The organism is Bacillota bacterium (assembly GCA_040754315.1).
GTDB lineage: Bacteria > Bacillota > Sulfobacillia > DUSP01 > JBFMCS01 > JBFMCS01.
Genome location: JBFMCS010000049.1, coordinates 50,995 through 70,896, shown reverse-complemented (window position 1 = coordinate 70,896; position 19,902 = coordinate 50,995). Strand labels below are relative to the sequence as shown.

The following is a 19,902-nucleotide window of genomic DNA, read 5'->3' as shown; positions in this document are numbered from 1 at the left end:
CGGCACTATAACGGGGGGGGAGGGCGTTCTCGCGGCCTCCCCCTGATAAGGGGCTTCCAGAATGGTCAAGTTTCTCCTGAGGCGAGTTGTCAGCATGTTTGTCACAATGCTGGTGGTGTCCGTTGTGATCTTCCTCATGGCTGAGGTGGCGCCCGGGAATGTGGCCCGGAACATACTGGGCGCCTTCGCTACCCCGGAACAGGAAGCCTCCTTTCACGCCCAGCTGGGCCTAAATCAGCCCTTGTACAGCCGGTACCTGGCCTCCATCATAGGGAACGACTGGCAGGCTGCCCGGAAGATCGGGCTGCCCTTGAGGCTTGTGCGGTCGGATGCGGGGTTCCGGGAATGGTGGGCCGTGGAAACCGACGGCTCGCTCGTCAGGTGGCGACTGGAAGGCCAGGACCTCGTCAGGCAGACCCTGTTACCGGATGGCAATACCCGGGAGGAGCCGGACAACGACAGGTGGCAACCGGACGGCAACACAGGAGTCGAAAGCTTCTGGGGCGTGGACGGGCATAATCGTGCCGTCCACTGGATCCGGGGGGATGACGTCACGGTCTGGGTCCGCGCCAAGACCGCAGGCTTCTGGGTATCCCAGTCCGGCGGAGGCGTTGAGTACATCCCGCTACAGAAAGGCATTCTCCGAGGAGACCCTGGCGTGTCGATCCAGACAGGACGCCCCATAGCGGATGCCCTGCCTCGCCGCTTCCTAAACTCGCTGGTCCTGGCGGCCATAGCCTTCGTCATCGTGATGCCCATCGGCCTGGTCCTGGGGATCATAGCCGGTGTCAACCGAAGCCGTTGGATTGACCGGGTCCTTTCCATCGGTGGCCTGATGACCACGGTGAGTCCCGAATTCGCCACAGGCCTCCTGCTGATCCTGGTGTTTTCGTCCTGGCTCGGGCTCCTGCCGGGGGCCACGGTCTTCGACAGGCCGGACGCCATATTCGCCGACCCCAAGATGCTGATCCTGCCTGTACTGACCTTGGCCTTGATCGATCTCGGGTACGTTCTCAGGATTACCCGAGCCAGCATGATTGAGGTTATGGGCACGGGCTATGTCAGGACGGCCATCTTGAAGGGATTGCCCCAGAAGACCGTCATAATGAAGCACGCCCTCAGAAACGCTCTCATGGCGCCTATCACCGTAATAATGTACCATGTCAACTGGCTCATCGGGGGCATCGTGGTTGTAGAGGCCATTTTTGGTTTTCCTGGTATCGGGATGTATATCTACCAGGCATCCCTCTACAAGGATGTGTTTGCCATGCAAGCCGCCACGATGATCATGGTCGCCCTGGCTGTGGGCACACAGCTGGCGGCCGATCTGATCTACACACTGCTTAACCCAAGGATCCGTTACTCATGACCATGTGTAAACCTTCCATAGGTGGTGGAGGGCTGTGGTGAAAGCAGGTATGATCGCTAGGGGCCGTGACAAGGGTGCAGTCGCCCGATTCCGGGCGGCCGTGAGGGTCGTCTTCTCCTCTTGGACGGCCACAGTTGGCTTCTGCCTGATTGCCTTCTGGGTCCTCGGGGCGGTGTTCGCCCCAGTGCTGGCTCCCTATGATCCACTGGAACAAGACATACATGCCATCAACACAGGGCCCAGCGCCGCTCACCCCCTGGGCACGGACGACCTGGGTCGCGACCTCCTGTCCCGGCTCCTGTACGGGGCACGCCCCGTACTGCTCCTGGCGCCCCTGTCTGTCTTGCTGTCCCTTATGGCAGGCGCGGCAATGGGCCTGGCATCTGGGTACTACGGAGGATGGACAGATGAAGTCGTGATGCGGGTGGTCGATGCCATGATGGCCTTCCCGCCCATCCTGATCTACCTGGTCATCATAGCCGCGGTGGGGCCTTCCGCCACCAACGTTGTCTTGGCCATCGTCCTGGCCGGGGCGCCAGGCATTGCCAAGCTGGTGCGCAGCCTGACTCTGGATGTGAGGACCCGCGAGTATGTGGCGGCGGCCAAGCTCAGGGGAGAGAGCCCCCTTTATATCATGGTGGCCGAGATCCTGCTGAATACCATGGGCCCGGTGCTGGTGGATGCAATGCTGAGGGTAGGGTACGCCGTCATCGCCATCGGCACGCTTGGGTTCTTGGGCCTGGGTTTGCCGCCCCCTTACCCAGACTGGGGGAGCATGGTGGCCCGGGCTCGCAGGCAGATCTGGCTGAACCCCTGGGCCGTGCTGTGGCCCACCCTTTCCATCTCCACGTTTGTGGTGGGCCTGAATCTGCTGGTCGACGGTATCCGTGAGAAAGCGTAGGAGGACTGACGGATGAACGGGTCTCCCGGCGTTCCGGTCTTAAAAGTCAAGGACCTGGCCGTTTCCTACACAACGCGAAGGGGTGAGGTCAACGCCGTCCGCAATGTGAGTCTGTCTGTCCACCTGGGAGAGGTTTTCGGCGTCGTTGGCGAGTCAGGGTGCGGCAAGACCTCCGTGGCCTTCAGCATCGTGAACTTCCTGGGACGAAACGGCCGGATAGCCGGGGGCGAGATTTGGTTTGAGGGGAACGACCTCACGCGGCTTCCTCCTAAGGAGCTACGCCGTCTCAGGGGTAACAAGATGGCCATGGTGTACCAGGATCCCACCCAGGCGCTGAACCCCTCTCTGACCATCGGCGAGCAGCTCCAGGAGGTCCTGGAGGTTCACGGGCGAATGAAACGGCGTGAGGCTGCTCGGCGATGCGTCGAGATGGTGAAACGTGTCTACCTGCCCGACCCTGATGCGCTGATGCGGCGGTACCCTCACCAGCTCTCCGGCGGCCAGCAGCAGCGCGTGGTCATTGCCATGGCGCTCCTCGGCAATCCTAGGCTTCTTCTCATGGACGAACCCACCACCGCCCTGGACGTTACGGTGGAGGCCACCGTGCTTGACCTGGTGGATGAACTCCGAAGGGAAATGGACGCCGCGATAGTGTACATCACCCACGATCTAGGGGTGGTGGCAAGGCTTTGTGATTCTGTGGGGGTCATGTACGCTGGTGAGATGGTGGAAATCTCCCCAGTTCAGGACATTTTCCTGAAACCCCTGCACCCCTACACGAACGGCCTCATCCGTTGCCTGCCAAGACTGGGGCGAACCAAGGAGACCAGCCAGCTGCACCCCATAGCGGGCTATGTACCTTCGCCGGAGCAGATCCCGCCCGGCTGCATATTCGCGCCGCGATGCAACTACGCTGCCATGGTGTGCATGGATAGCCGGCCGGTTCTACGCGAGCTGGCCCCCGGGAGGTTCGTCAGCTGTCACCTGGCGGATGATCTGGACCATGGGGGTGCGCGGGCCACACCCGGTGTCTCCTATTCTCCTGCCTCTCCTGCCGCCAGGGAACACGAGGCCGTCCTGGAGGTGCAGGATCTCAAGACCTACTACCGCCAGGAGAGACGCTCGGCCCTGAGCATGATGGGATTCGCGCCGCATCGCCATGTCAAGGCGGTGGATGGCGTGAGTTTCCAGGTATCCTCTGGCCGCACTCTGGGCATCGTGGGTGAATCCGGGTGTGGCAAGAGCACCCTCGCCCGGACCATCGCCGGGCTTGAGCCAGCCTCTGCCGGGCAGATGAGACTCCTGGGTGTGGACATCAGCGCCCCTTTGGCCAAGAGGGATCTTCGCGTCATCAGAAGGCTCCAGATGGTGTTCCAGAACCCGGATTCCACCCTCAACCCTTCATTCACCGTCGGTTACCAGATAGGCCGTTCCCTGCGCCGCTTCAAGCTCGTCCCGGCTTCCCAGGTGCGAGGCGAGGTCTCCAGGCTCCTGGAGGCCGTGCGGCTGGACGAGGGCTACTTCGATCGTTACCCCCACCAGCTGAGTGGGGGAGAGGCGCAGCGGGTGGCGGTGGCCAGGGCCATTGCCGCGAACCCGGAGGTGGTTATATGTGATGAACCCTTGTCAGCACTGGATGTTTCGGTGCAGGCGGCCATCCTCAACCTCCTGGTGGATCTCCAGCGTGAACACGGCATCACCATCGTGTTCATCGCACATGACCTGAGCGTGGTCCGGTTCATTTCCGACCATGTGGCCGTCATGTACCTGGGCCGTATTTGCGAGGTGGGACCGGCGGATGCCATTTACTCCCCGCCATACCACCCCTATACCGAGGCCCTCCTATCAGCGGTTCCGATACCGGATCCCAGTGTAGAGCAACGGCGCATCCGCCTGAGCGGTACCGTGCCCAGCGCTGTGGAGCCGCCCTCCGGCTGCCATTTTCACACCCGGTGCCCCAGGTATCTCGGGGACATCTGCCGGACCAGCGAGCCGCCGGAGCAAGTATCCGAATTGGGCCACCGTATTCTCTGCCACATACCATTGGAAAGGCTCAAGGACGTGGAGTCAGTCACCCGGTAGGCCGGGCAGTACCCGGAGGGCCGTGGCGTGTTACCGTAGCCGGTGCGGTCCAGGGACGAACTGAGACCCCTTCACCCACAGGGGTGTCGATGGGAGTCGAAACGGAAACAGGGACGAAATCCCCTGTCACGGCAGGGGCCCAACAAAGGGTGTGCTCTCCCGCGTGGATGGGCGGAGCGTGCACAGGGAGGTAAAGCCAATGACCAATCTTCTCATGAACGACAAAACCTTCAAGTCGCCTCACTTCAGCTACATGTCCGAGGCCCAGTGCCAGAAGATCCACTGGGCTTCCCTGGAGATCCTGGAGCGCGTCGGTGTGCTCCTTTACTCTCGGGAAGCCATCGAGCTATTGGCTTCCGCCGGAGTGGACGTGGACGGGAACCTCGTGAGGATCCGGTCCGGCCTGGTGGAGAAGGCACTGGTGACCGTGCCGAAACGCGTGGCTCTCTTCAACCGTGACGGGGAACTGGCAATGCCCGTGGAGGGACACCAGGTGTTCTTTGGCCCTGGATCTGACTGCCTGCACATCCTGGACCATCACACGAGCCAGCGCCGGAAACCTAAGATCCAGGATGTCGTGGAGGGGGTCACCCTCTGTGACGGGCTACCCGAAATAGACTTCGTCATGTCCATGGTACTGCCGGCGGACGTCGACATGACCCTGGCAGACCGTTACCAGATGGAGGTCCTGCTATCATATACAAAGAAGCCCATCCTCTTCGTGACATATGAGTACGAGGGCTGCGTCGATGTCGTGGAAATGGCCCAGATCGTAGCTGGTGGAGAGGACAGTCTTCGCCGCAGGCCCAACGTGGTGGGCTACGTGAATGTCACCACGGGCCTTCGCCACAACGAGGAAGCCCTTCAAAAACTGCTGTTCCTGGCGGACAAGGGCCTACCTGCCATCTACGCGCCCGACGTCTGCAGCGGCGTTACCGGGCCCGTAACCGTCCCCGGGTCTGTCGCCCTGACACTTGCCGGTGTCCTGGCCGGGATAGTTATCTCCCAGCTCAAACGGGAAGGGGCACCCATCATAATCCCCGGCTGGGGTGGAGCCCCCATGGACCTCCGCACAACGGTGGCCCCTTACTGCCAGCCTGATGCCCGGAGCATGATGGTGGCCATGGGTCACTACTACCAACTCCCTGTATTCTCCATCGGCGGGGCGTCCGAAGCCAAGACCGCCGATCAGCAGGCGGCGGCGGAAGCGGCCCTCACGCTGATGGCGGAGTCCATGTCTGGCGGCGGCATCGTCCACGACGTGGGCTACCTGGAGTCCGGCCTCACCTACTCCTTCCAGATGCTTGCCATATGTACGGAGATCATCCGCTGGATAAAAACCTATGCGAAAGAACTTGAGGTGAACGACGAGACCCTGGCAATGGACCTGATCAATGAAATAGCCCACAAAGAGCAGTACATCCACCTGGATCACACCTTCAGGAACTTCCGCCAGCACTACTACCCAGATCTCTTCGAACGCGGGATCTATGACAACTGGGTGGCGCAAGGCAGCAAGACCCTGGGTCAAAGAGCCGCCGAACGTGTTGATGAAGTACTGGGCAAGCACCGGCCGGATATCCTGGACGAGAGGCTCCGGGCGGAACTCAATTTGATCGTTAACAGGGCCGTGGCCAAAGCGAGGAAGTAACGGACGCCGTTCACCAGTGCGCCTCCAGGAGCCTGCTGGGGGCGCTCGTCTCTTCCCCTGCCCATTGCAGTCTGGTTGTGCCTCAATCACCGAGAATCCTACCAAATCACCAGTGAATTCTCCCAAGGCCATTCCCCACGGGCATAGAGCCCCCCGGCTTGAAGGACGTTGGCGGGAGGTATACGTCCAGGGGGGAGGTGAGAGGGCACAGGAAATGGCTTTTGTAGCACTGAAGGGGAATGACTTGACAATGCTGCGGGCGATGGAACAGACGTCACGCTGCCTTCTCAGCCTTTGTCCAAGGGCACCTGGTGGTAAAGACTCACTGGTGGGAGCGCATAATCCTGGCAGGGGTGGCACTAGCCCTGGTCAAGCCAGACATATGGACTGATATCATTGGCCTAGGGATCTTTGCCCTGATCTGCTTTGGGCAGTAACGCAGGGCAAAGAGCCAGCTGGCGCTGGCCAGTTCATGAGAGTGAGGCGGTGGTGCCTTGGGCTCCTGGCGGGGGCCACCGTCCTTTATCTCGCCCTTTCCCCAAGGATCATGGTCCTTGAGATAGACTGCGAGGGAAACCTGGCGGCCCGGGCCAGGGCGAGTGCGGGCGGCACCTTCCAGGTTTCCTTCCTCCACTCCGTCGAGGGCATCGAAGTTGCCGGGACCTTCCGGATAGAGACGGATGGATCCATCCGCCCCCTTGAGACCTCCTACCCTTCCTTTGGGGCTGGCCTGGAGGCCATATCACCCTGGGAGAACCACTCCATCACCGAGGGCACCATGATCCTCCGGGTGGAGGCCGAGGCCATGGAGGAGATCCTCTTCAGGAGCCAGCACTTCACCAAGCACCGGTTCACCATGGGCAGCATGTCCGTACCGCTAGGACCCCAGGAGGGAACCCTGGCACTGGTCAGCGTGCGTACCAGGAGGATCCCCTGGCACGAATTCCTCCTGGACAGGCCAAGGCAGGGCTAACCGCCAAGATCAGGGCATAGGAGTGATCAGGGGCCCTCCCAGCCCCAAGACGATGCCGGGAGGGAGTGACCGCATGCGTACCCTGGTTCTTGTGCTTGTGGCCCTGCTTTCCTCTGGCTGCCTGGGAGGGCCCACCCCCGGGGTGACACTGGCCTCCTGCGGCATGGAGGGATACGAGGGTTTCGAGAGGCAGGTGCTGGACATACTGGCGCAGTCCGGGATCCCCTCGGAGGTGTATCTCGCAGGGGAACCGCGCCAGGCGGCGGGAATGGTGGCCAGAGGCCAGGCTCAACTGGCGCTGCTCCCGGCGGACGTGACCTGGGACCTCTACAGGAGCGAGCCCTCCTTCCGGAGGCTGAGAGGCATCGCCATTGCGGGCTTCCTTGACCTTCACATCCTGCAGGCCACAGCGGGGCCTCTTGAGTCGCTGCGGGCCCTGGACGGGCTCCGGGTGGGCCTGGAGGCCGGAGACGGGCGGCGCTACCTGGCTGGGGTGCTTAACGCCTCGGGCATCAGGTTGGATAGTTTCCAGTGCCTGGACAAGACGCCCTCCCAGTCCATTAAAGGCCTGCAGGAGGGCACTCTGGATGCCGCCATGTTCTTCCTGCCCCAAGGCGCGCCGGGCGTAGGGCTCCTCCTGGAGGATGAGGGTTTCGCTTGGGTCGAGCTGGAGCACACTGCCATCCAGAGGCTCAAAGAAGCAAACCCGTTCCTGGCAAAGGCAAGTGTACCTGCGGAAACTTATCGTCTTCCAACGGATGGCAGGACACTGCGGCTGCCCCTGATCATAGTGGGCCATAGGGATCTTAACGGGGAAGTGGTGTCCTTGCTGGCCGAGGCCTTCCTGGAGGAGACCGGAGCCCTCCTCCCCATCCCCCTGCACGACACCGCCGGGAGGGCTGCCCGCCAGGAGGGGCTAATCCAGTAGTGGCCAAGGCACCACGAAGCCCTCCTTTACCGCGAGGAGGGGGTCCACGAACACGGGCCCCACTGAAACCGTCCAGTGCAGGTGGGAGCCGGTGGAGAAGCCAGTTGACCCAGCCCTTCCGATCACCCTGCCCTTCTTGACCACATCTCCCCTTTCCACCAGGATCTCGTCCAGGTGGGAGTAGGCGGAGAATACGTTCAAGCCGTGGTCGATGATGATGGTATTCCCCGAGACGTTGAGTTCCCTGGCCATCACAGTCACCCCCGAGTTGGCGGCGATCACAGGGGTGCCTCTGGGCGCGGCTATGTCGATCCCCGAGTGGTGGCCTGAGGGCACACCGTTGACGAACCTCACCAGGCCAAAACCGGATGTGATGGGGCCCTCGACGGGCATGAGGAAGTTGCCCTCCCACAGAGGCCTCTCGTCACTGGCGGCCCGGGCCCCGGCTGTGTGATGGTGGTCCTCCTCAAAGAGGCCCGGGTCCCTGAGGGAGGCGAGGCTTGAGGAAACCGCCAGGTGTTCCGTGGGGAAGTTACGCTGGCGCACACTCACACACAGGCTACTTGTGCCGGAGCCGGAGACCACCCTCACCTTGTAGTCGCCGGGCTCGGTGCTGGAGCCCGCGGGAACCAGGGCTATGCCCCTTGAGCCGTGCAAGAACACCTTGGGTTCCGGGGCATCCGGAAGATCCAGGATCACCCGTACAGGCGCCTCTGCGTTAAAGATGAGGACAACGGTGTACCCCCCTGGCTCCAGGTCTCCGGGCTCAAGGCTAGCGCTCATGGGTCTAGATACCTGTTCCCCAGGGGGCGGTTCCCAGGGCTGCTCAACAGCGGGATGCCGCTGGCACCCGGCAAGGGACAGTAGAAGTAACAGGATGACAAACCTCACTGGCAGACCTCCACAGCGTTTCTAGTTCTTCCCGGTACTGCCGGAAACCTCCACGGGAATTGACCCCCGGGGCATGGGAATAGTTGATAAGGGGCAGCCCAATACTAGCATCATCATGCGTGCAGATGACTTCCTCAGGAGGAAGCCTGTAGACCGTATCTTCCAGGAAGAGAAAGCCAGCGGGGACCGGGGCCTGAGACGTCGCCTGGGTGCCCTCGACCTCACCACCATGGGCATCGGTGCCATAATAGGTACTGGCATCTTCGTGCTTACAGGCGTGACCGCAGCGCGTTTCGCAGGACCCGCCGCTGTTATTTCCTTCTTGCTTGCCGGCATCGCCGCGGCGCTGGCCGCCCTGGTCTACGCCGAGCTGGCTGCAATGGTACCAGTGGCCGGGAGCGCCTATGTCTACTCCTACGCCTCTCTGGGTGAGTTTGCCGCCTGGATAGTCGGGTGGGACCTCATACTGGAGTACACGGTGGCAGCCGCGGCGGTGGCCATCGGGTGGTCAGGCTATCTCGTCAACTTGCTGGAATCCGCCGGGGTGACCCTGCCAGCGGCACTCACCGCCCCGCCAGCCATGGGGGGAGTTGTTAACCTCCCTGCCCTGGTAGTGGTAGGGCTGGTTGCGGGTGTCCTGATCCTGGGCACCCGGGAGTCCGCCATCGCCAACAATGTGATCGTGCTGGTGAAACTCGGGGCTATCCTGCTGTTCCTCTTCGTGGGGGCCCTCCGGCTCGACCCAGGCTTGTGGGTCCCATTTGCCCCCTTCGGCATCCAGGGCGTCGTCACCGGGGCCGCCATCGTGTTCTTTGCCTACATTGGCTTTGATGCCATCTCCACCGCCGCAGAGGAGGTGAAGAACCCCGGGCGAGACCTCCCCCTGGGGATACTGGGTTCACTGGCAGTCTCCAGTATTCTATACGTCATGGTCGCATTGACCCTTACTGGTCTTGTGAGTTACCGGTTCCTGAACGTCGCATCACCCCTGAGCTTTGCCCTCCTGCAGGTGGGGGCTCCCTGGGCCTCCGCCGCCATCTCCGTGGGGGCCCTGGTAGGGTTGAGCAGTGTCATACTTGTAAACATCTTTGGACAGAGCCGGGTGTTCTTCGCCATGTCCCGGGACGGTCTTCTTCCACCTTGTTTCGTGAGGCTTCACCCCAGGTACGGCACTCCCCACATCATCATCCTGCTCACGGCGTCCCTGGTAGCCCTCATCGGAGGGCTTCTTCCCATAGGCCTGGTGGCGGAGCTGGCCAACATCGGCACCCTGGGGGCCTTCGTCCTGGTGAGTGTGGGTGTCATAGTGCTCCGCTACACACACCCCGAGCTCCCCCGGCCCTTCAGGGTGCCCCTATTCCCCGCGGTTCCCATTCTCTCCGGGGCCACCTCCATCTACCTGATGCTCAACCTCCCCGCCCACACCTGGGTACGCTTCCTTGTCTGGCTCACGGTAGGGCTCATCGTGTACGTGGTCTACGGGTACCGCCGGAGCCGCCTGGCCCTAGAAGGGCGGCAGGGGGTACCCGGCCGGGAGGACCCGGCCCTCGCCTCCTGTCTCGCGCCTCCTCAGGAAGGGGAGAATGCAAAAACCCGGGAGCCCAGCCACCCGGAGGGTGAACAGTGAACCCGGGCCTCTATTCGCTTTGTTCAGGCAGGGAGGTTCCCGTGCTTCTTGGGGGGTCTCATCTCCCTCTTTCCCTCCAGGCCCCTGAGGGCGCTGATAAGGTGCCACCTGGTATGCTTTGGGTCTATCACGTCATCCACCAGCCCCCGGGCGGCAGCCCTGTATGGTGATGCTTCCTCCCGGGCGTAGCGCTGTACACCCTCCTGTCTTGACGCGATGGGATCAGGCGCTGAGACAATGTCTTCGTGCAAAAGGATGGACGAGGCGCCCTCCGGGGAAATCAGGGAGACCTCCGCCGTGGGCCACGCCAGCACCACGTCCGCTCCCATGCTCTTCCCGGCCAGGGCCAGGGGTGCTGTGCCATGAGCCTTCCTGAGGAGCACGCCAACCTTGGGCACCGTCGCCTCTGCGTATGCGTAGAACATCTTGGCGGCATGCCGTGCGAGGCCGCCCCTCTCTTCCTCCAGGGACGGGAGAAAGCCCGGGGTATCCACAAAGGTTACCAGGGGTATGCCGAAGGCGTCCGCGAACCGCATGAAGCGGGCGGCCTTGTCACAGGCATCCCTGTCCAGGAACCCGGAACCCGCCAGAGGCTGGCTTGAGACCACTGCAACCACGTGACCGTCAAGGCGACCGAATCCTGTGATGACGCTACGCCCATACCTCTGGTGAACCTGGAAGAGGCTCCCCCGGTCCAGCACCGCGTCAAGGACCGGGATAACATCGTAGTCCTCATCCCGGTCCTCGGGCACGCTATCCCTGAGGCTCTCCTCAGCCCTGGCCGGGTCATCCCCCAGGTCTCTCCAGGGAGGCGGGCTCGCGTTGTTGGAGGGAAGGTAGCCCAGGAGGGTTTTTACCTTGGCCAGGGCATCCTTCTCCGAGTCACAGAAGAAGTGGGCGACACCGCTCTTTTCATTATGGGTTGCGGCGCCGCCCAGCGCCTCCGAGTCGATCTCCTCCCCCGTGGTCACCTTGATGACCTGGGGTCCGGTTATGAACATGTGGCTAGTCCTATCCACCATAAACACGAAGTCAGTCAGGGCAGGGGAGTAGACGGCGCCACCCGCGCATGGCCCCATGATCACCGATATCTGGGGTATCACCCCTGAGGCTCTGGTATTCCTCATGAAGGTCTGGCCCACACCGTCCAGGGCGGGTACACCCTCCTGTATGCGGGCGCCGCCCGAGTCGTTCAGAGCCACCATGGGCACCCCGCACTTCAGTGCGTAGTCCATGGCCCGGCAGGCCTTAAGGGCATGCATCTCCCCGATGCTTCCCCCTATCACGGTGAAGTCCTGGGCGTAAATGTAGGCCATTCGCCCGTCCACGAGGCCATGTCCGGTAATAACGCCCTCGCCCGGGATGGCCGTGCCCTCCTGGACCAGCCCTCCTTGCCTTTGCTCCATGAACTTACCGGTTTCCACGAAGGTACCGGGATCAAAGAGCATCTGCACCCTCTCCCAGGCCGTGAACTTCCCCGCCTGGTGATGCTTCTGTATCCGCTTGAGCCCCCCACCCTCCCTGAGAGCCTGCTGGGCTTGTTCCCGTTCCTCCAGGTGCTTCCTCATTCTCGGGGTCATTCTCTTCCCTCCCGTGAAACCATGGCACTGGTACCGAGGGAAGTTCGCCAGGTTTGCTGGGGATTCCTTCAAGCCGGGGCATTGACGATAACGCTAGGGTGGTTAGAATTAAGGTGAGTCGGAGGGATGAGCATGGTAGTCATCGGCCTCACCGGCGGTATCGCCTCTGGGAAATCCTTTGTCTCCAGGGTGCTCCGGGAACTTGGAGCCGCCATTATCGATGCCGACGAGGTAGCCCGAGAGGTAGTGTGCCCCGGTACTCTGGCCTACGAAGAGATCGTCCACAGATTTGGCCGGGAGATGCTGCTGCCAAGTGGAAACCTGGACCGGGAAAGACTGGGGCGCCTCGTCTTCGCAGACCCTCCGGCCCTGGAGGACCTGAACAGGATCACCCACCCCCGCATCCTCCAGCTAATACGGAACAGGATCGAAGAGTCAAGGCAAAGGGGTACAGCGGTCCTGGTGGTAGAAGCGCCACTCCTGCTGGAGTGCGGCATGGCGTCCATGGTAGACGAGGTCTGGCTGGTGACGGCCCCTGCCCGGGAGCGCACCCGGCGCATACTGGCAAGGGACCGCCTGAGGCTAAAAGAGGCCCAGAGTCGGTTGGGTTCACAGATTGATGTCAAAGACGCAATGGCTCAAGCCCACTTCGTGATAGATAATTCTGGCACCCTTGACGAGTTAAGGTCCAGGGTGAGGGATCTCTGGGAGGGGCTCAAGAACCGGAGGGGGACCATTGGGAAGGATCGCTAAAAGAAGCCTGTGGACTGTGGTGGCCCTGCTGGCTGCAGGCCTTCTCCTGCGGGGTGCCGTGGCAAGGCTCTTTCCCCTGCCCTACAGGGACATTATAAAGGAGTATGCGTACCAGGAGCGCCTGGACCCTCACCTGGTAGCCGCCGTGATACAGGTGGAGAGCAGTTTCGATCCCCTCGCGCTCTCGCCCAAGGGTGCCCGGGGGCTCATGCAGCTGATGCCTGACACCGCCCGGTGGTGCGCCTCCCAGATGGGCTTGGAGACTGTTGAGATTGAGGATCTTTACGGCCCCAGGGTGAACATCCAGATAGGGACTTGGTACCTTGCCCACCTGCACGATGAGTTCCACGGGAATGAGGTCGTGGCGCTAGCCGCATACAACAGCGGGCGCGGAAAGGTGCAAGCATGGCTCGAAGGAACCTGGAACGGGACCCTGGAGGATATCGGATCAATACCGTACGCTGAGACTCGACACTTCATTCGCAGGGTGCGGTTTGCCCGCGCGGCCTACGGGTTACTATATGGGGGGAGGGTCGATGTCGCCCTGGTTGAGATTGGCGAATACCTAAGGATATCGGTGGACTAGGAATGGCGAAAACGCGTGAAACAGGGGCCGGAAGAACAATCGCAGGGTTGATGCTGCTCCTATCGGTGGCGCTGCTAACTGGCCTGGCGGTCTGGGCGCTGTTGACATTCCTTCGGATGTATTGAACTAATGCGCTGTTTACCCGGCAAATCTGACGCTTTTCCCGCTTGGCCAGTTGACCTTGCACGCCTCGTGTTCGTGTGTTAATATGATGGTGCATTGTGTGCCGAAGTGGTGGAACTGGCAGACACGCGGTGTTCAGGGCGCCGTAGGCGAACGCCTGTGTGGGTTCAAATCCCACCTTCGGCACCATTCATGTTAATAATGTCGGGATGGCGGAATTGGCAGACGCGTACGTTTGAGGGGCGTATGGCAACAGCCGTGCGGGTTCAAGTCCCGCTCCCGACACCACCTGAAATGTAACGTGGGGCGTTGTCCCCACGTTCTATTGTTTCTTGAAGGTAGTTAGTGGCCCCTGAAAAAGTCAGGCAAGAGGCTACAGGAGACCGGCAGATCAGGCTGAGGCAAGCAGAGGATGCCGCGTCCTGAGGGCGAATCTGTGAAGTGATAGCAACGCAGATTAGCCAAGGAGGGAATCCCCTGTGAAAGAAGAGGTTCTGCAAGTACGCCCCCGGTGCTAGTGCAGCGCTGGTAGGCAAATGCGAGGCCACCTTCTTGCGATAAGAACGACAGCCATATTCATCGATCATGGGGGTCTTTTTCTAATTGCCCACTGTTACTAATTGGTGTACCCTTAATATAGTGGTGAGGGAGGTTGAGATAAACCTAGCCGCACAAAGTCCCAAGCATGTGGGTGGGGCGAGCCAGTATCTCATCTCGTCTTTAGAATGGACGAAAGGTATATCTCTCTCAGAGGAGGTCATAATCATGCTTAATCCGGTTGGAATTGTTATGAGTGCCGCCAAGAAATACACTGTCGTCGACTACGGTTTCTTCAAATTCCTGATGATCACCTTCGGTATCCTGCTTGGCACCTATTTTGCTGAGTGCTTCTCCAGGTTTATCTGGCTGATCTGGATTGTCTTTGTCGTGTCGGCAATCTGGATGGTCTACAAACTGTTGAAGTATACGCGATGATACCAGGTCCTCAGGAAAGCGAACTGGGATGGAAGTGGTTCTGGGGAGACTAGCTCGTGGAGTCCTCCCAGCCAGGAGGTGCGACATGTCGCTTGGCAAAGGACTACTAATCTTCGGCCTTACACCGCTGGCAGTCCTCCTAGCAGTCTTCTACGGCCTGTCACCGGGCTCAACCCCGCCCGTCAGGGACGGAGGGGAACATCCTTCCTGAAGCCGTTGCCTCCCTGTAGAGGATCCGGCTGGGTGGCATGGACCAGTGGGTCTTGATGCGGGGGGAGGACACATCAAACCCGGTCTTGCTGTGGCTACACGGTGGGCCCGGGGCTGCCCATCAGTAACGCCCACGAGCTCACCCTGTACCTCAAAGAGCGTTTCAACTCTGGCAAGATCTACCTGGTGGGCCATTCCTGGGGCTCCCACCTGGGCCTCCACCTAGCAAAGAAGTCTCCCCAGGACTACCACGCCTACATTGCCATTAGCGGGGATTAGGCCCCGGAGCCAGGCTCACGCCGGGGGCAGAGGCTGGACTCGCGGGTATCTGGTAGGCACCTGGCTTGAAACCTACAGGAAGGGGGACCCCGTTCTTGACGCACTCGCTGATGTAGATCTCCTGCAGGTACTGGCTGCTCCAAGTCACCTCCAGTCCCCAGGCATCCCCCGTGTGCTAGTGGGTGTTCAGGACGACGATGCCCTCCCTGGCGTAGGGTTCTACGCAGGCCCTGATATCGGCAAAGTCCATGCCACTGTCTCGCAGTCCGGCGCTCCCCGTCAATGAGGAAGGCCCTCACGTGCCCGGGTTCTTCTATAGCGAAGATATCTTGCTCTAGCTGGCTGACCCGAAACCACCCCCTCTTTGCCCCGGAGGGCGATAGCCTTGCAGGCCGCTTGGCACCATTGGACGCCTCCTTCCCCTCTCCAGGGGTTTTTGGGGGATGGCCAGCCGTTTTCCTTGCCAGGCCCTGGCTTGCATTAATCCTATTGCCCGGCAGGAGACTGTGAAGTACGGGTGAAATAATTCGAGGAGATCAAGCTCTCTATGGGGGGATCGGGTTGCTTACCGTAGATCGCTTTGAAGGAGAGTGGGCAGTGGTGGAGTACCAGGGGACGACCTTCAACCTCCCCAAGACACTGCTGCCTTCTGGAGCCAAGGAGGGTGACGTTCTCCACATCAGCATCGCCGTTGACATCGACACTACAAATAAGCGCAAAAGCAGGATTAAAAGCCTGGAGGACGATCTGTTCCGCTAGATGGAGGGGTAGCCCGTGAAGATTAGAGCCAGATTACTGGCACTCATGGTCCTGGTGCTGGTTGCCCTGTCACTGGTGATCCCCGGCTGCGGCTGGGGTCAAGACGGGGAGGGCGGAGTCCAGGAAGAGCTACCCCCAGCCCCGGAAGCCGGGTCGGCTCCAGGCGAGCCTAGCCTTGGGGAAGGCGAACTCTCGGCTCACTTCATCGATGTGGGACAAGGAGACTCCATCCTCCTCAGGCTGCCTAACGGGGAGAGCGTGCTTATTGATGCGGGTGATAATGGCGCCTCCTCTACTGTCATCGCCTACCTCAAGGTCCAGGGCATTGCCCACATCCACCACCTCATAGCCACTCACCCCCATGCCGACCACATAGGGGGCATGGCAGCGGTAATCCGGGAATTCAGCGTGGGGGAGGTCTACATGCCCAGGACATCCCACACCACCATCACCTATGAGAGGCTTCTACTGGCCATCCAAGAGAAAGGCCTCCGGATAACGGAGGCCCGGGCTGGTGTTACCATGCTTGACGAGCCTGGTCTCAGGGCCTCCTTCCTGGCGCCTTTCCCCCGGGAAGGGCTCTCCTTGAATGATTCCTCCGCGGTGCTCAAGGTGGAGTACGGGAGTGTCTCTCTTCTATTTACAGGGGATGCCGAGGCGGAGTCAGAGGGCCACATGCTCCTGTCTTCATCCATGTCTCCCAGGGCAGACATCCTAAAGGCCGGGCATCATGGGAGCCAGTCGTCCAGCTCGGAGGTCTTCCTTGAGGCTGTCTCACCATCAATTGCGATTATATCCGCGGGGGAGGGCAACAGTTACGGGCACCCCCACCAGGAGGTACTGGAGAGACTCCAGGGTATGGAGGTGGAGATCCTCCGGACTGACCTGCACGGCACCATCGTGATAACCACAGGCGGGGAGTCCTTCAGCGTGAAGACCGAGCGGGAGTCTCCTGGGTAGTCCCGGCGGTCTCGCGGTGCTTTGCCTCGGGAAGGAGGCGGAGCGTGCCCACTCCCAGCAGGGCCATGGCACCCCCCAATCCCTGGCTCAAGGTGAGTGCCTCATTGAAGAACACCCAGCCCCACACCGCGCCCAGGACAGGCTCCAGCATGCCTGTGATCCCCATCCGGCTGGCCTCCAGGTGTCTCAAGGCCTTGAAGAAAAGCCAGTAACCCAGGATCATTGGACCCAGTGCGAGATAGAGGACTGCCCCCCACTCCCGGGGCCCCAGGTGAGCCGAGAGGAAGGCCTGGGGTGGTGACACCATGAACAGGAAGGCCCCGCCGAACACGAAGGAGTAGAGGTTGACGGTAAGGGGGTCATGCCGGTGCGTGAGGCGCTTTCCGAGGATGGCGTAGAGGGCGAGGCACGCTGCGGCTCCAATTCCCAGGAGGGTTCCCGGGAGGTTGGACACCAGGATCGAGGGCTGGTAGGCCCCGGTCAGGACGAGGCAGCCCGAGAAGGTCAGGATGAGTGCCGTGGTCTTGTTCTTCCCGATGGGCCTGTGCTCCACCAGCCGTTCGAAGAGGGTCAGGAAGCCTGGGTAGGTGTACAGGAGCATGACGGCAACGGCCGCAGCCGTGCGCTGGAGGGCGTTGAAGTACAAAGCGTTGGACAGGCCCATGACCAGACCCATGGCGGCCAGGGACAGCAGCCCCTTCCCTTCCACCTTCAGCAGCCGGGAGTTCCCCACAGCCAGCCCCACTGCCAGAAGTGCCGCGGCGGCCACCGCCCTGTAGGCAGCTACCACTGTCGGGCCTGTTCCCAGGGCGAACATGAACTTGCTCATGAGAACGGTTGTGGAAAGCACAGCTGCTGAGCCTGCTGCCATCAAGTAACCCTTTTCCTCAGATGAAAGAATTCTCACTAGGTAACCCCTGTCTCATCAGAGCATGCCGCCGGTAGCGGAGCGTTCTCCCCAGGGCCTGAGACCCGGTGACCAATCCAAGCACACCGGGTTTGCTTGGCGCTAACCTGGGCTGATTTCGACGTTGCGTCCTAGCATCCTCTTCCCGGAAGGGCGGTCCTGCGAAAGACCACATCACCAGGGCGCCTGGCACCCAGTGTCGCCCGCGATCCTGGCTGCTCAGGGTAGTCCGGGACCCCCCTCTACCATTCGGCTCTCAGGGACAGCGCGAGGCAACTTGAGAGGGGGCCAGCACATTCCAGCCAGCCCTAGCGCCACCCGGCTCCGGCCCCTCAGAACTCCACCCCTGCCTGCGCCTGGACCCCCGTCCTGTAGTGGTGCTTCACCTCCTGGACATCGCTGACCATGTGGGCCTGGTCCATGAGGGCCCTTGGTGCTCCTCTTCCAGTCAGTACCACATCCATGTCCTGGGGCCTTCCCGCCAGGAGGTCCAGGACCTCCTCCAGCCTCACCAGCCTGCATGCGATGGCCACATTGATCTCATCCAGGATGAGAAGGTCGCACTCCCTGGCAGCCATGGCCTCCCGGGCCCTGGCTAGCCCCTCCCGAGCCCTGCGGATGTGAGCCTCATCGGGATCACCGAGGACAAAGCCTTGCCCATACCTAGCCACCCTGAATGATGGGAGTGACTGCAGCGCCCTCGCCTCTCCGTAGTCCCTGCCTGAGCCCTTCAGGAACTGTATCATCAGGACCCGCCTGTCATGCCCGGCTGCCCTCACCCCAAGCCCCACCGCGGCGGTGGTCTTGCCCTTGCCGTCCCCAGTGAATATCATCACGAGACCCTGCCTGTCCATGCCGCTTCCCCTTTCGCGGCGGGGCTCACGCCGGCCGCTGGAATTCACGCCCCTAGGCCTCACCCATCCGAAACCTCATGCAGGCACCCAGGAAGCGCTGGGCCGCCCGGGGGTTTCCCAAGAGATGAATGTGAACATAGGAGCACAGGGCGTTCCGGAACTGGTACCCCTCGGGCCATCCCTCTTCGTCCACGCCCCAGGATACTAGATAGGGCTGTACCCCCAGGTCTCCCAGGGGCACCAGGCGTGAGTAGTGAAACTCATGCCCCCGGACCTTATCACCAGCGCCGCCGAGTATGGAGTCCCTGGCAAGAAGAGCGGTGACGTAGCCGAACCCCGCCAAGCCCTGGGTCATGACAGCCCGGGCGGGCACCAGGCCGGCCATGGGATAGGACCGGCCGTCGAGGTCATCTACCTCACGGCACAGGTACATGAGGCCACCACACTCGGCGTAGAGGGGCATACCCTCCTTGACCCTGGACACAATCTCCTCCATGAGCCCTTTGTTGGCGGAAAGGGGCTCCAGGAACACCTCGGGAAAGCCTCCTCCGATGATGATGCCATCCACGGCAGGCAGCGACCGGTCCTCCAGCGGGCTAAAGAGGCGAATCTCCGCCCCCATGCTCTCCAAGAGGTCCAGGGCATCCTGGTAGTAGAAGTGAAATGCCTGGTCCATGGCCACTCCTACTCGTACCCCGGGGAACCTGGAGGGTTGCGGAAGTGCTGGCCTGGGCAGCGGGGGCGCGGCACTGGCCAGGTCCCACAGGGCTTCCAGGTCAACGTGTTCCTCAATAACCTGGCCCATGTGGTGGATGACCTCGGCCAGGGCCTCCGTCTCCCTGGCTGGCACGAGGCCCAGGTGGCGTTCGGGCAGTCGTAGCCCCGCGCTGGCCGGGATCGCCCCCACCACTGGCACCCCTGCCTCCCCCTCTATGTGGCGCTTCAGGGACCTGATGTGGCCCGGGCCGGATACCTTGTTTACAATACACCCCGAGACATGAAGGCCAGGCTCGAAGGTTAGGTAGCCTTTGACCATTGCAGCTGCGCTCCTGGCCAGGGCTGCTGCGTCTAGGACAAGTAACACAGGGGCCTTGAGCATCATGGCCACATGGGCTGTACTCCCCCATCCCCCGCCGGGTGCCAGGGCTGAACCGCCCTCTGGCCGGGGACCGCCATCGAACAGTCCCATCACCCCTTCGATCACCGAGATCTCCTTGGCCCGGGAGGTGAAGATCCCCAGGACGCCGTCCTCTCCAGTTAGCCACGGGTCCAGGTTCCGTGATGGACTCCCGCTGGCAGAGGCGTGAAACGCAGGATCAATGTAGTCGGGGCCAACCTTGAAGCCCTGGACGGCGTGGCCCCTCCTGGAGAGCGCCGCCATGAGGCCTGTCGCCACCGTGGTCTTGCCCACCCCGCTGTGGGTCCCTGCCACTACCAGTCGTGGAGCCCTCAGCATTCTCCCACCTCCCCGGGAAACTTCAAGGCCTTCTACCC

General features: G+C 61.6%; 19 protein-coding genes, 2 tRNA genes and 1 pseudogene. 17 read left to right on the top strand and 5 right to left on the bottom strand.

The annotated features are described in order from the left end of the window. The first annotated feature begins 61 nt into the window (after positions 1-61). The 7 genes and pseudogenes from AB1576_10540 (at position 62) to AB1576_10510 (ending at position 7,904) form a co-directional block, all read left to right on the top strand. The gene (locus tag AB1576_10540) at positions 62-1,369 is read left to right on the top strand and encodes an ABC transporter permease (protein ID MEW6082191.1); all 1,308 of its coding nucleotides are present in this window, start codon (positions 62-64) and stop codon (positions 1,367-1,369) included. A 37-nt stretch (positions 1,370-1,406) separates the two neighbouring features. Further along, on the top strand, positions 1,407-2,270 hold the full coding sequence (locus tag AB1576_10535) for an ABC transporter permease (protein ID MEW6082190.1): 864 nt from the start codon (positions 1,407-1,409) through the stop codon (positions 2,268-2,270). Between the two features lie 12 nt (positions 2,271-2,282). Further along, entirely contained in the window at positions 2,283-4,352 is a 2,070-nt protein-coding gene (locus AB1576_10530) for an ABC transporter ATP-binding protein (protein ID MEW6082189.1), read from the top strand. Between the two features lie 199 nt (positions 4,353-4,551). After that, positions 4,552-6,003, top strand: coding sequence for a trimethylamine methyltransferase family protein (locus AB1576_10525; protein ID MEW6082188.1), 1,452 nt, complete (start codon positions 4,552-4,554; stop codon positions 6,001-6,003). 293 nt (positions 6,004-6,296) lie between these two features. Further along, positions 6,297-6,440, top strand: a pseudogene (locus AB1576_10520) (hypothetical protein). Between the two features lie 35 nt (positions 6,441-6,475). After that, the gene (locus AB1576_10515) at positions 6,476-6,976 is read left to right on the top strand and encodes a DUF1850 domain-containing protein (protein ID MEW6082187.1); all 501 of its coding nucleotides are present in this window, start codon (positions 6,476-6,478) and stop codon (positions 6,974-6,976) included. A gap of 73 nt (positions 6,977-7,049) precedes the next feature. Further along, complete coding sequence (locus tag AB1576_10510) at positions 7,050-7,904, top strand: TAXI family TRAP transporter solute-binding subunit (GenBank protein ID MEW6082186.1); 855 nt, start codon at positions 7,050-7,052, stop codon at positions 7,902-7,904. Here the strand turns inward: AB1576_10510 and AB1576_10505 are convergent. Next, positions 7,893-8,795: a M23 family metallopeptidase gene (locus AB1576_10505; GenBank protein ID MEW6082185.1), complete on the bottom strand. Its 903-nt coding sequence runs from the start codon at positions 8,793-8,795 to the stop codon at positions 7,893-7,895. The two genes, AB1576_10510 and AB1576_10505, sit on opposite strands and share 12 nt — an antisense overlap. A gap of 73 nt (positions 8,796-8,868) precedes the next feature. On the opposite strand from AB1576_10505, the gene AB1576_10500 reads away from it, so the two are divergent. Beyond that, the gene (locus AB1576_10500) at positions 8,869-10,422 is read left to right on the top strand and encodes an amino acid permease (protein MEW6082184.1); all 1,554 of its coding nucleotides are present in this window, start codon (positions 8,869-8,871) and stop codon (positions 10,420-10,422) included. A gap of 23 nt (positions 10,423-10,445) precedes the next feature. On the opposite strand, the gene AB1576_10495 is transcribed toward AB1576_10500, so the two are convergent. Beyond that, on the bottom strand, positions 10,446-12,002 hold the full coding sequence (locus tag AB1576_10495) for an acyl-CoA carboxylase subunit beta (GenBank protein ID MEW6082183.1): 1,557 nt from the start codon (positions 12,000-12,002) through the stop codon (positions 10,446-10,448). A 132-nt stretch (positions 12,003-12,134) separates the two neighbouring features. Between AB1576_10495 and coaE the strand changes: the two genes are divergently transcribed. The 9 genes from coaE to AB1576_10450 all read left to right on the top strand — a co-directional run bounded on the left by coaE (position 12,135) and on the right by AB1576_10450 (position 16,647). Then, positions 12,135-12,755, top strand: a complete 621-nt coding sequence (gene coaE / locus AB1576_10490) for a dephospho-CoA kinase (GenBank protein MEW6082182.1) — start codon at positions 12,135-12,137, stop codon at positions 12,753-12,755. Further along, positions 12,739-13,341 carry a lytic transglycosylase domain-containing protein gene (locus AB1576_10485; protein ID MEW6082181.1) on the top strand — a complete coding sequence of 201 codons (603 nt, stop codon included), beginning with the start codon at positions 12,739-12,741 and terminating at the stop codon, positions 13,339-13,341. Before coaE ends, AB1576_10485 begins: the two co-directional genes overlap by 17 nt. Positions 13,342-13,566: 225 nt before the next feature. Further along, positions 13,567-13,653, top strand: a tRNA-Leu gene (locus tag AB1576_10480). Positions 13,654-13,667: 14 nt separating this feature from the next. Continuing rightward, positions 13,668-13,752: transfer RNA gene (locus AB1576_10475), tRNA-Leu, on the top strand. 315 nt (positions 13,753-14,067) lie between these two features. Continuing rightward, positions 14,068-14,439 carry a hypothetical protein gene (locus AB1576_10470; protein MEW6082180.1) on the top strand — a complete coding sequence of 124 codons (372 nt, stop codon included), beginning with the start codon at positions 14,068-14,070 and terminating at the stop codon, positions 14,437-14,439. 85 nt (positions 14,440-14,524) lie between these two features. Continuing rightward, on the top strand, positions 14,525-14,650 hold the full coding sequence (locus AB1576_10465) for a hypothetical protein (protein ID MEW6082179.1): 126 nt from the start codon (positions 14,525-14,527) through the stop codon (positions 14,648-14,650). 101 nt (positions 14,651-14,751) lie between these two features. Continuing rightward, complete coding sequence (locus AB1576_10460) at positions 14,752-14,928, top strand: alpha/beta fold hydrolase (protein ID MEW6082178.1); 177 nt, start codon at positions 14,752-14,754, stop codon at positions 14,926-14,928. A 561-nt stretch (positions 14,929-15,489) separates the two neighbouring features. After that, positions 15,490-15,687 (top strand): DUF3006 domain-containing protein, encoded by a 198-nt coding sequence (locus AB1576_10455; protein MEW6082177.1) that lies wholly within the window; start codon positions 15,490-15,492, stop codon positions 15,685-15,687. A 15-nt stretch (positions 15,688-15,702) separates the two neighbouring features. Further along, positions 15,703-16,647: a ComEC/Rec2 family competence protein gene (locus tag AB1576_10450; protein MEW6082176.1), complete on the top strand. Its 945-nt coding sequence runs from the start codon at positions 15,703-15,705 to the stop codon at positions 16,645-16,647. Here the strand turns inward: AB1576_10450 and AB1576_10445 are convergent. From AB1576_10445 to AB1576_10435, 3 genes are all read right to left on the bottom strand, one after another. Further along, positions 16,613-17,554, bottom strand: a complete 942-nt coding sequence (locus tag AB1576_10445; GenBank protein MEW6082175.1) for an EamA family transporter — start codon at positions 17,552-17,554, stop codon at positions 16,613-16,615. The two genes, AB1576_10450 and AB1576_10445, sit on opposite strands and share 35 nt — an antisense overlap. A gap of 332 nt (positions 17,555-17,886) precedes the next feature. Beyond that, complete coding sequence (locus AB1576_10440) at positions 17,887-18,408, bottom strand: cob(I)yrinic acid a,c-diamide adenosyltransferase (GenBank protein ID MEW6082174.1); 522 nt, start codon at positions 18,406-18,408, stop codon at positions 17,887-17,889. A 52-nt stretch (positions 18,409-18,460) separates the two neighbouring features. After that, a complete protein-coding gene (locus tag AB1576_10435) occupies positions 18,461-19,864 on the bottom strand; it encodes a cobyrinate a,c-diamide synthase (GenBank protein ID MEW6082173.1) in 1,404 nt (467 codons plus the stop codon). Positions 19,865-19,902: the final 38 nt, after the last annotated feature.

Excerpts from the sequence above, each read along its gene's own strand:
- AB1576_10540 (MEW6082191.1), top strand. The coding sequence starts at position 62 with ATGGTCAAGTTTCTCCTGAGGCGAGTTGTCAGCATGTTTGTCACAATG.
- AB1576_10530 (MEW6082189.1), top strand. The coding sequence starts at position 2,283 with ATGAACGGGTCTCCCGGCGTTCCGGTCTTAAAAGTCAAGGACCTGGCC.
- AB1576_10525 (MEW6082188.1), top strand. The coding sequence starts at position 4,552 with ATGACCAATCTTCTCATGAACGACAAAACCTTCAAGTCGCCTCACTTC.
- AB1576_10515 (MEW6082187.1), top strand. The coding sequence starts at position 6,476 with ATGAGAGTGAGGCGGTGGTGCCTTGGGCTCCTGGCGGGGGCCACCGTC.
- AB1576_10510 (MEW6082186.1), top strand. The coding sequence starts at position 7,050 with ATGCGTACCCTGGTTCTTGTGCTTGTGGCCCTGCTTTCCTCTGGCTGC.
- AB1576_10500 (MEW6082184.1), top strand. The coding sequence starts at position 8,869 with ATGGGAATAGTTGATAAGGGGCAGCCCAATACTAGCATCATCATGCGT.
- AB1576_10495 (MEW6082183.1), bottom strand. The coding sequence starts at position 12,002 with ATGACCCCGAGAATGAGGAAGCACCTGGAGGAACGGGAACAAGCCCAG.
- coaE (MEW6082182.1), top strand. The coding sequence starts at position 12,135 with ATGGTAGTCATCGGCCTCACCGGCGGTATCGCCTCTGGGAAATCCTTT.
- AB1576_10465 (MEW6082179.1), top strand. The coding sequence starts at position 14,525 with ATGTCGCTTGGCAAAGGACTACTAATCTTCGGCCTTACACCGCTGGCA.
- AB1576_10440 (MEW6082174.1), bottom strand. The coding sequence starts at position 18,408 with ATGGACAGGCAGGGTCTCGTGATGATATTCACTGGGGACGGCAAGGGC.
- AB1576_10435 (MEW6082173.1), bottom strand. The coding sequence starts at position 19,864 with ATGCTGAGGGCTCCACGACTGGTAGTGGCAGGGACCCACAGCGGGGTG.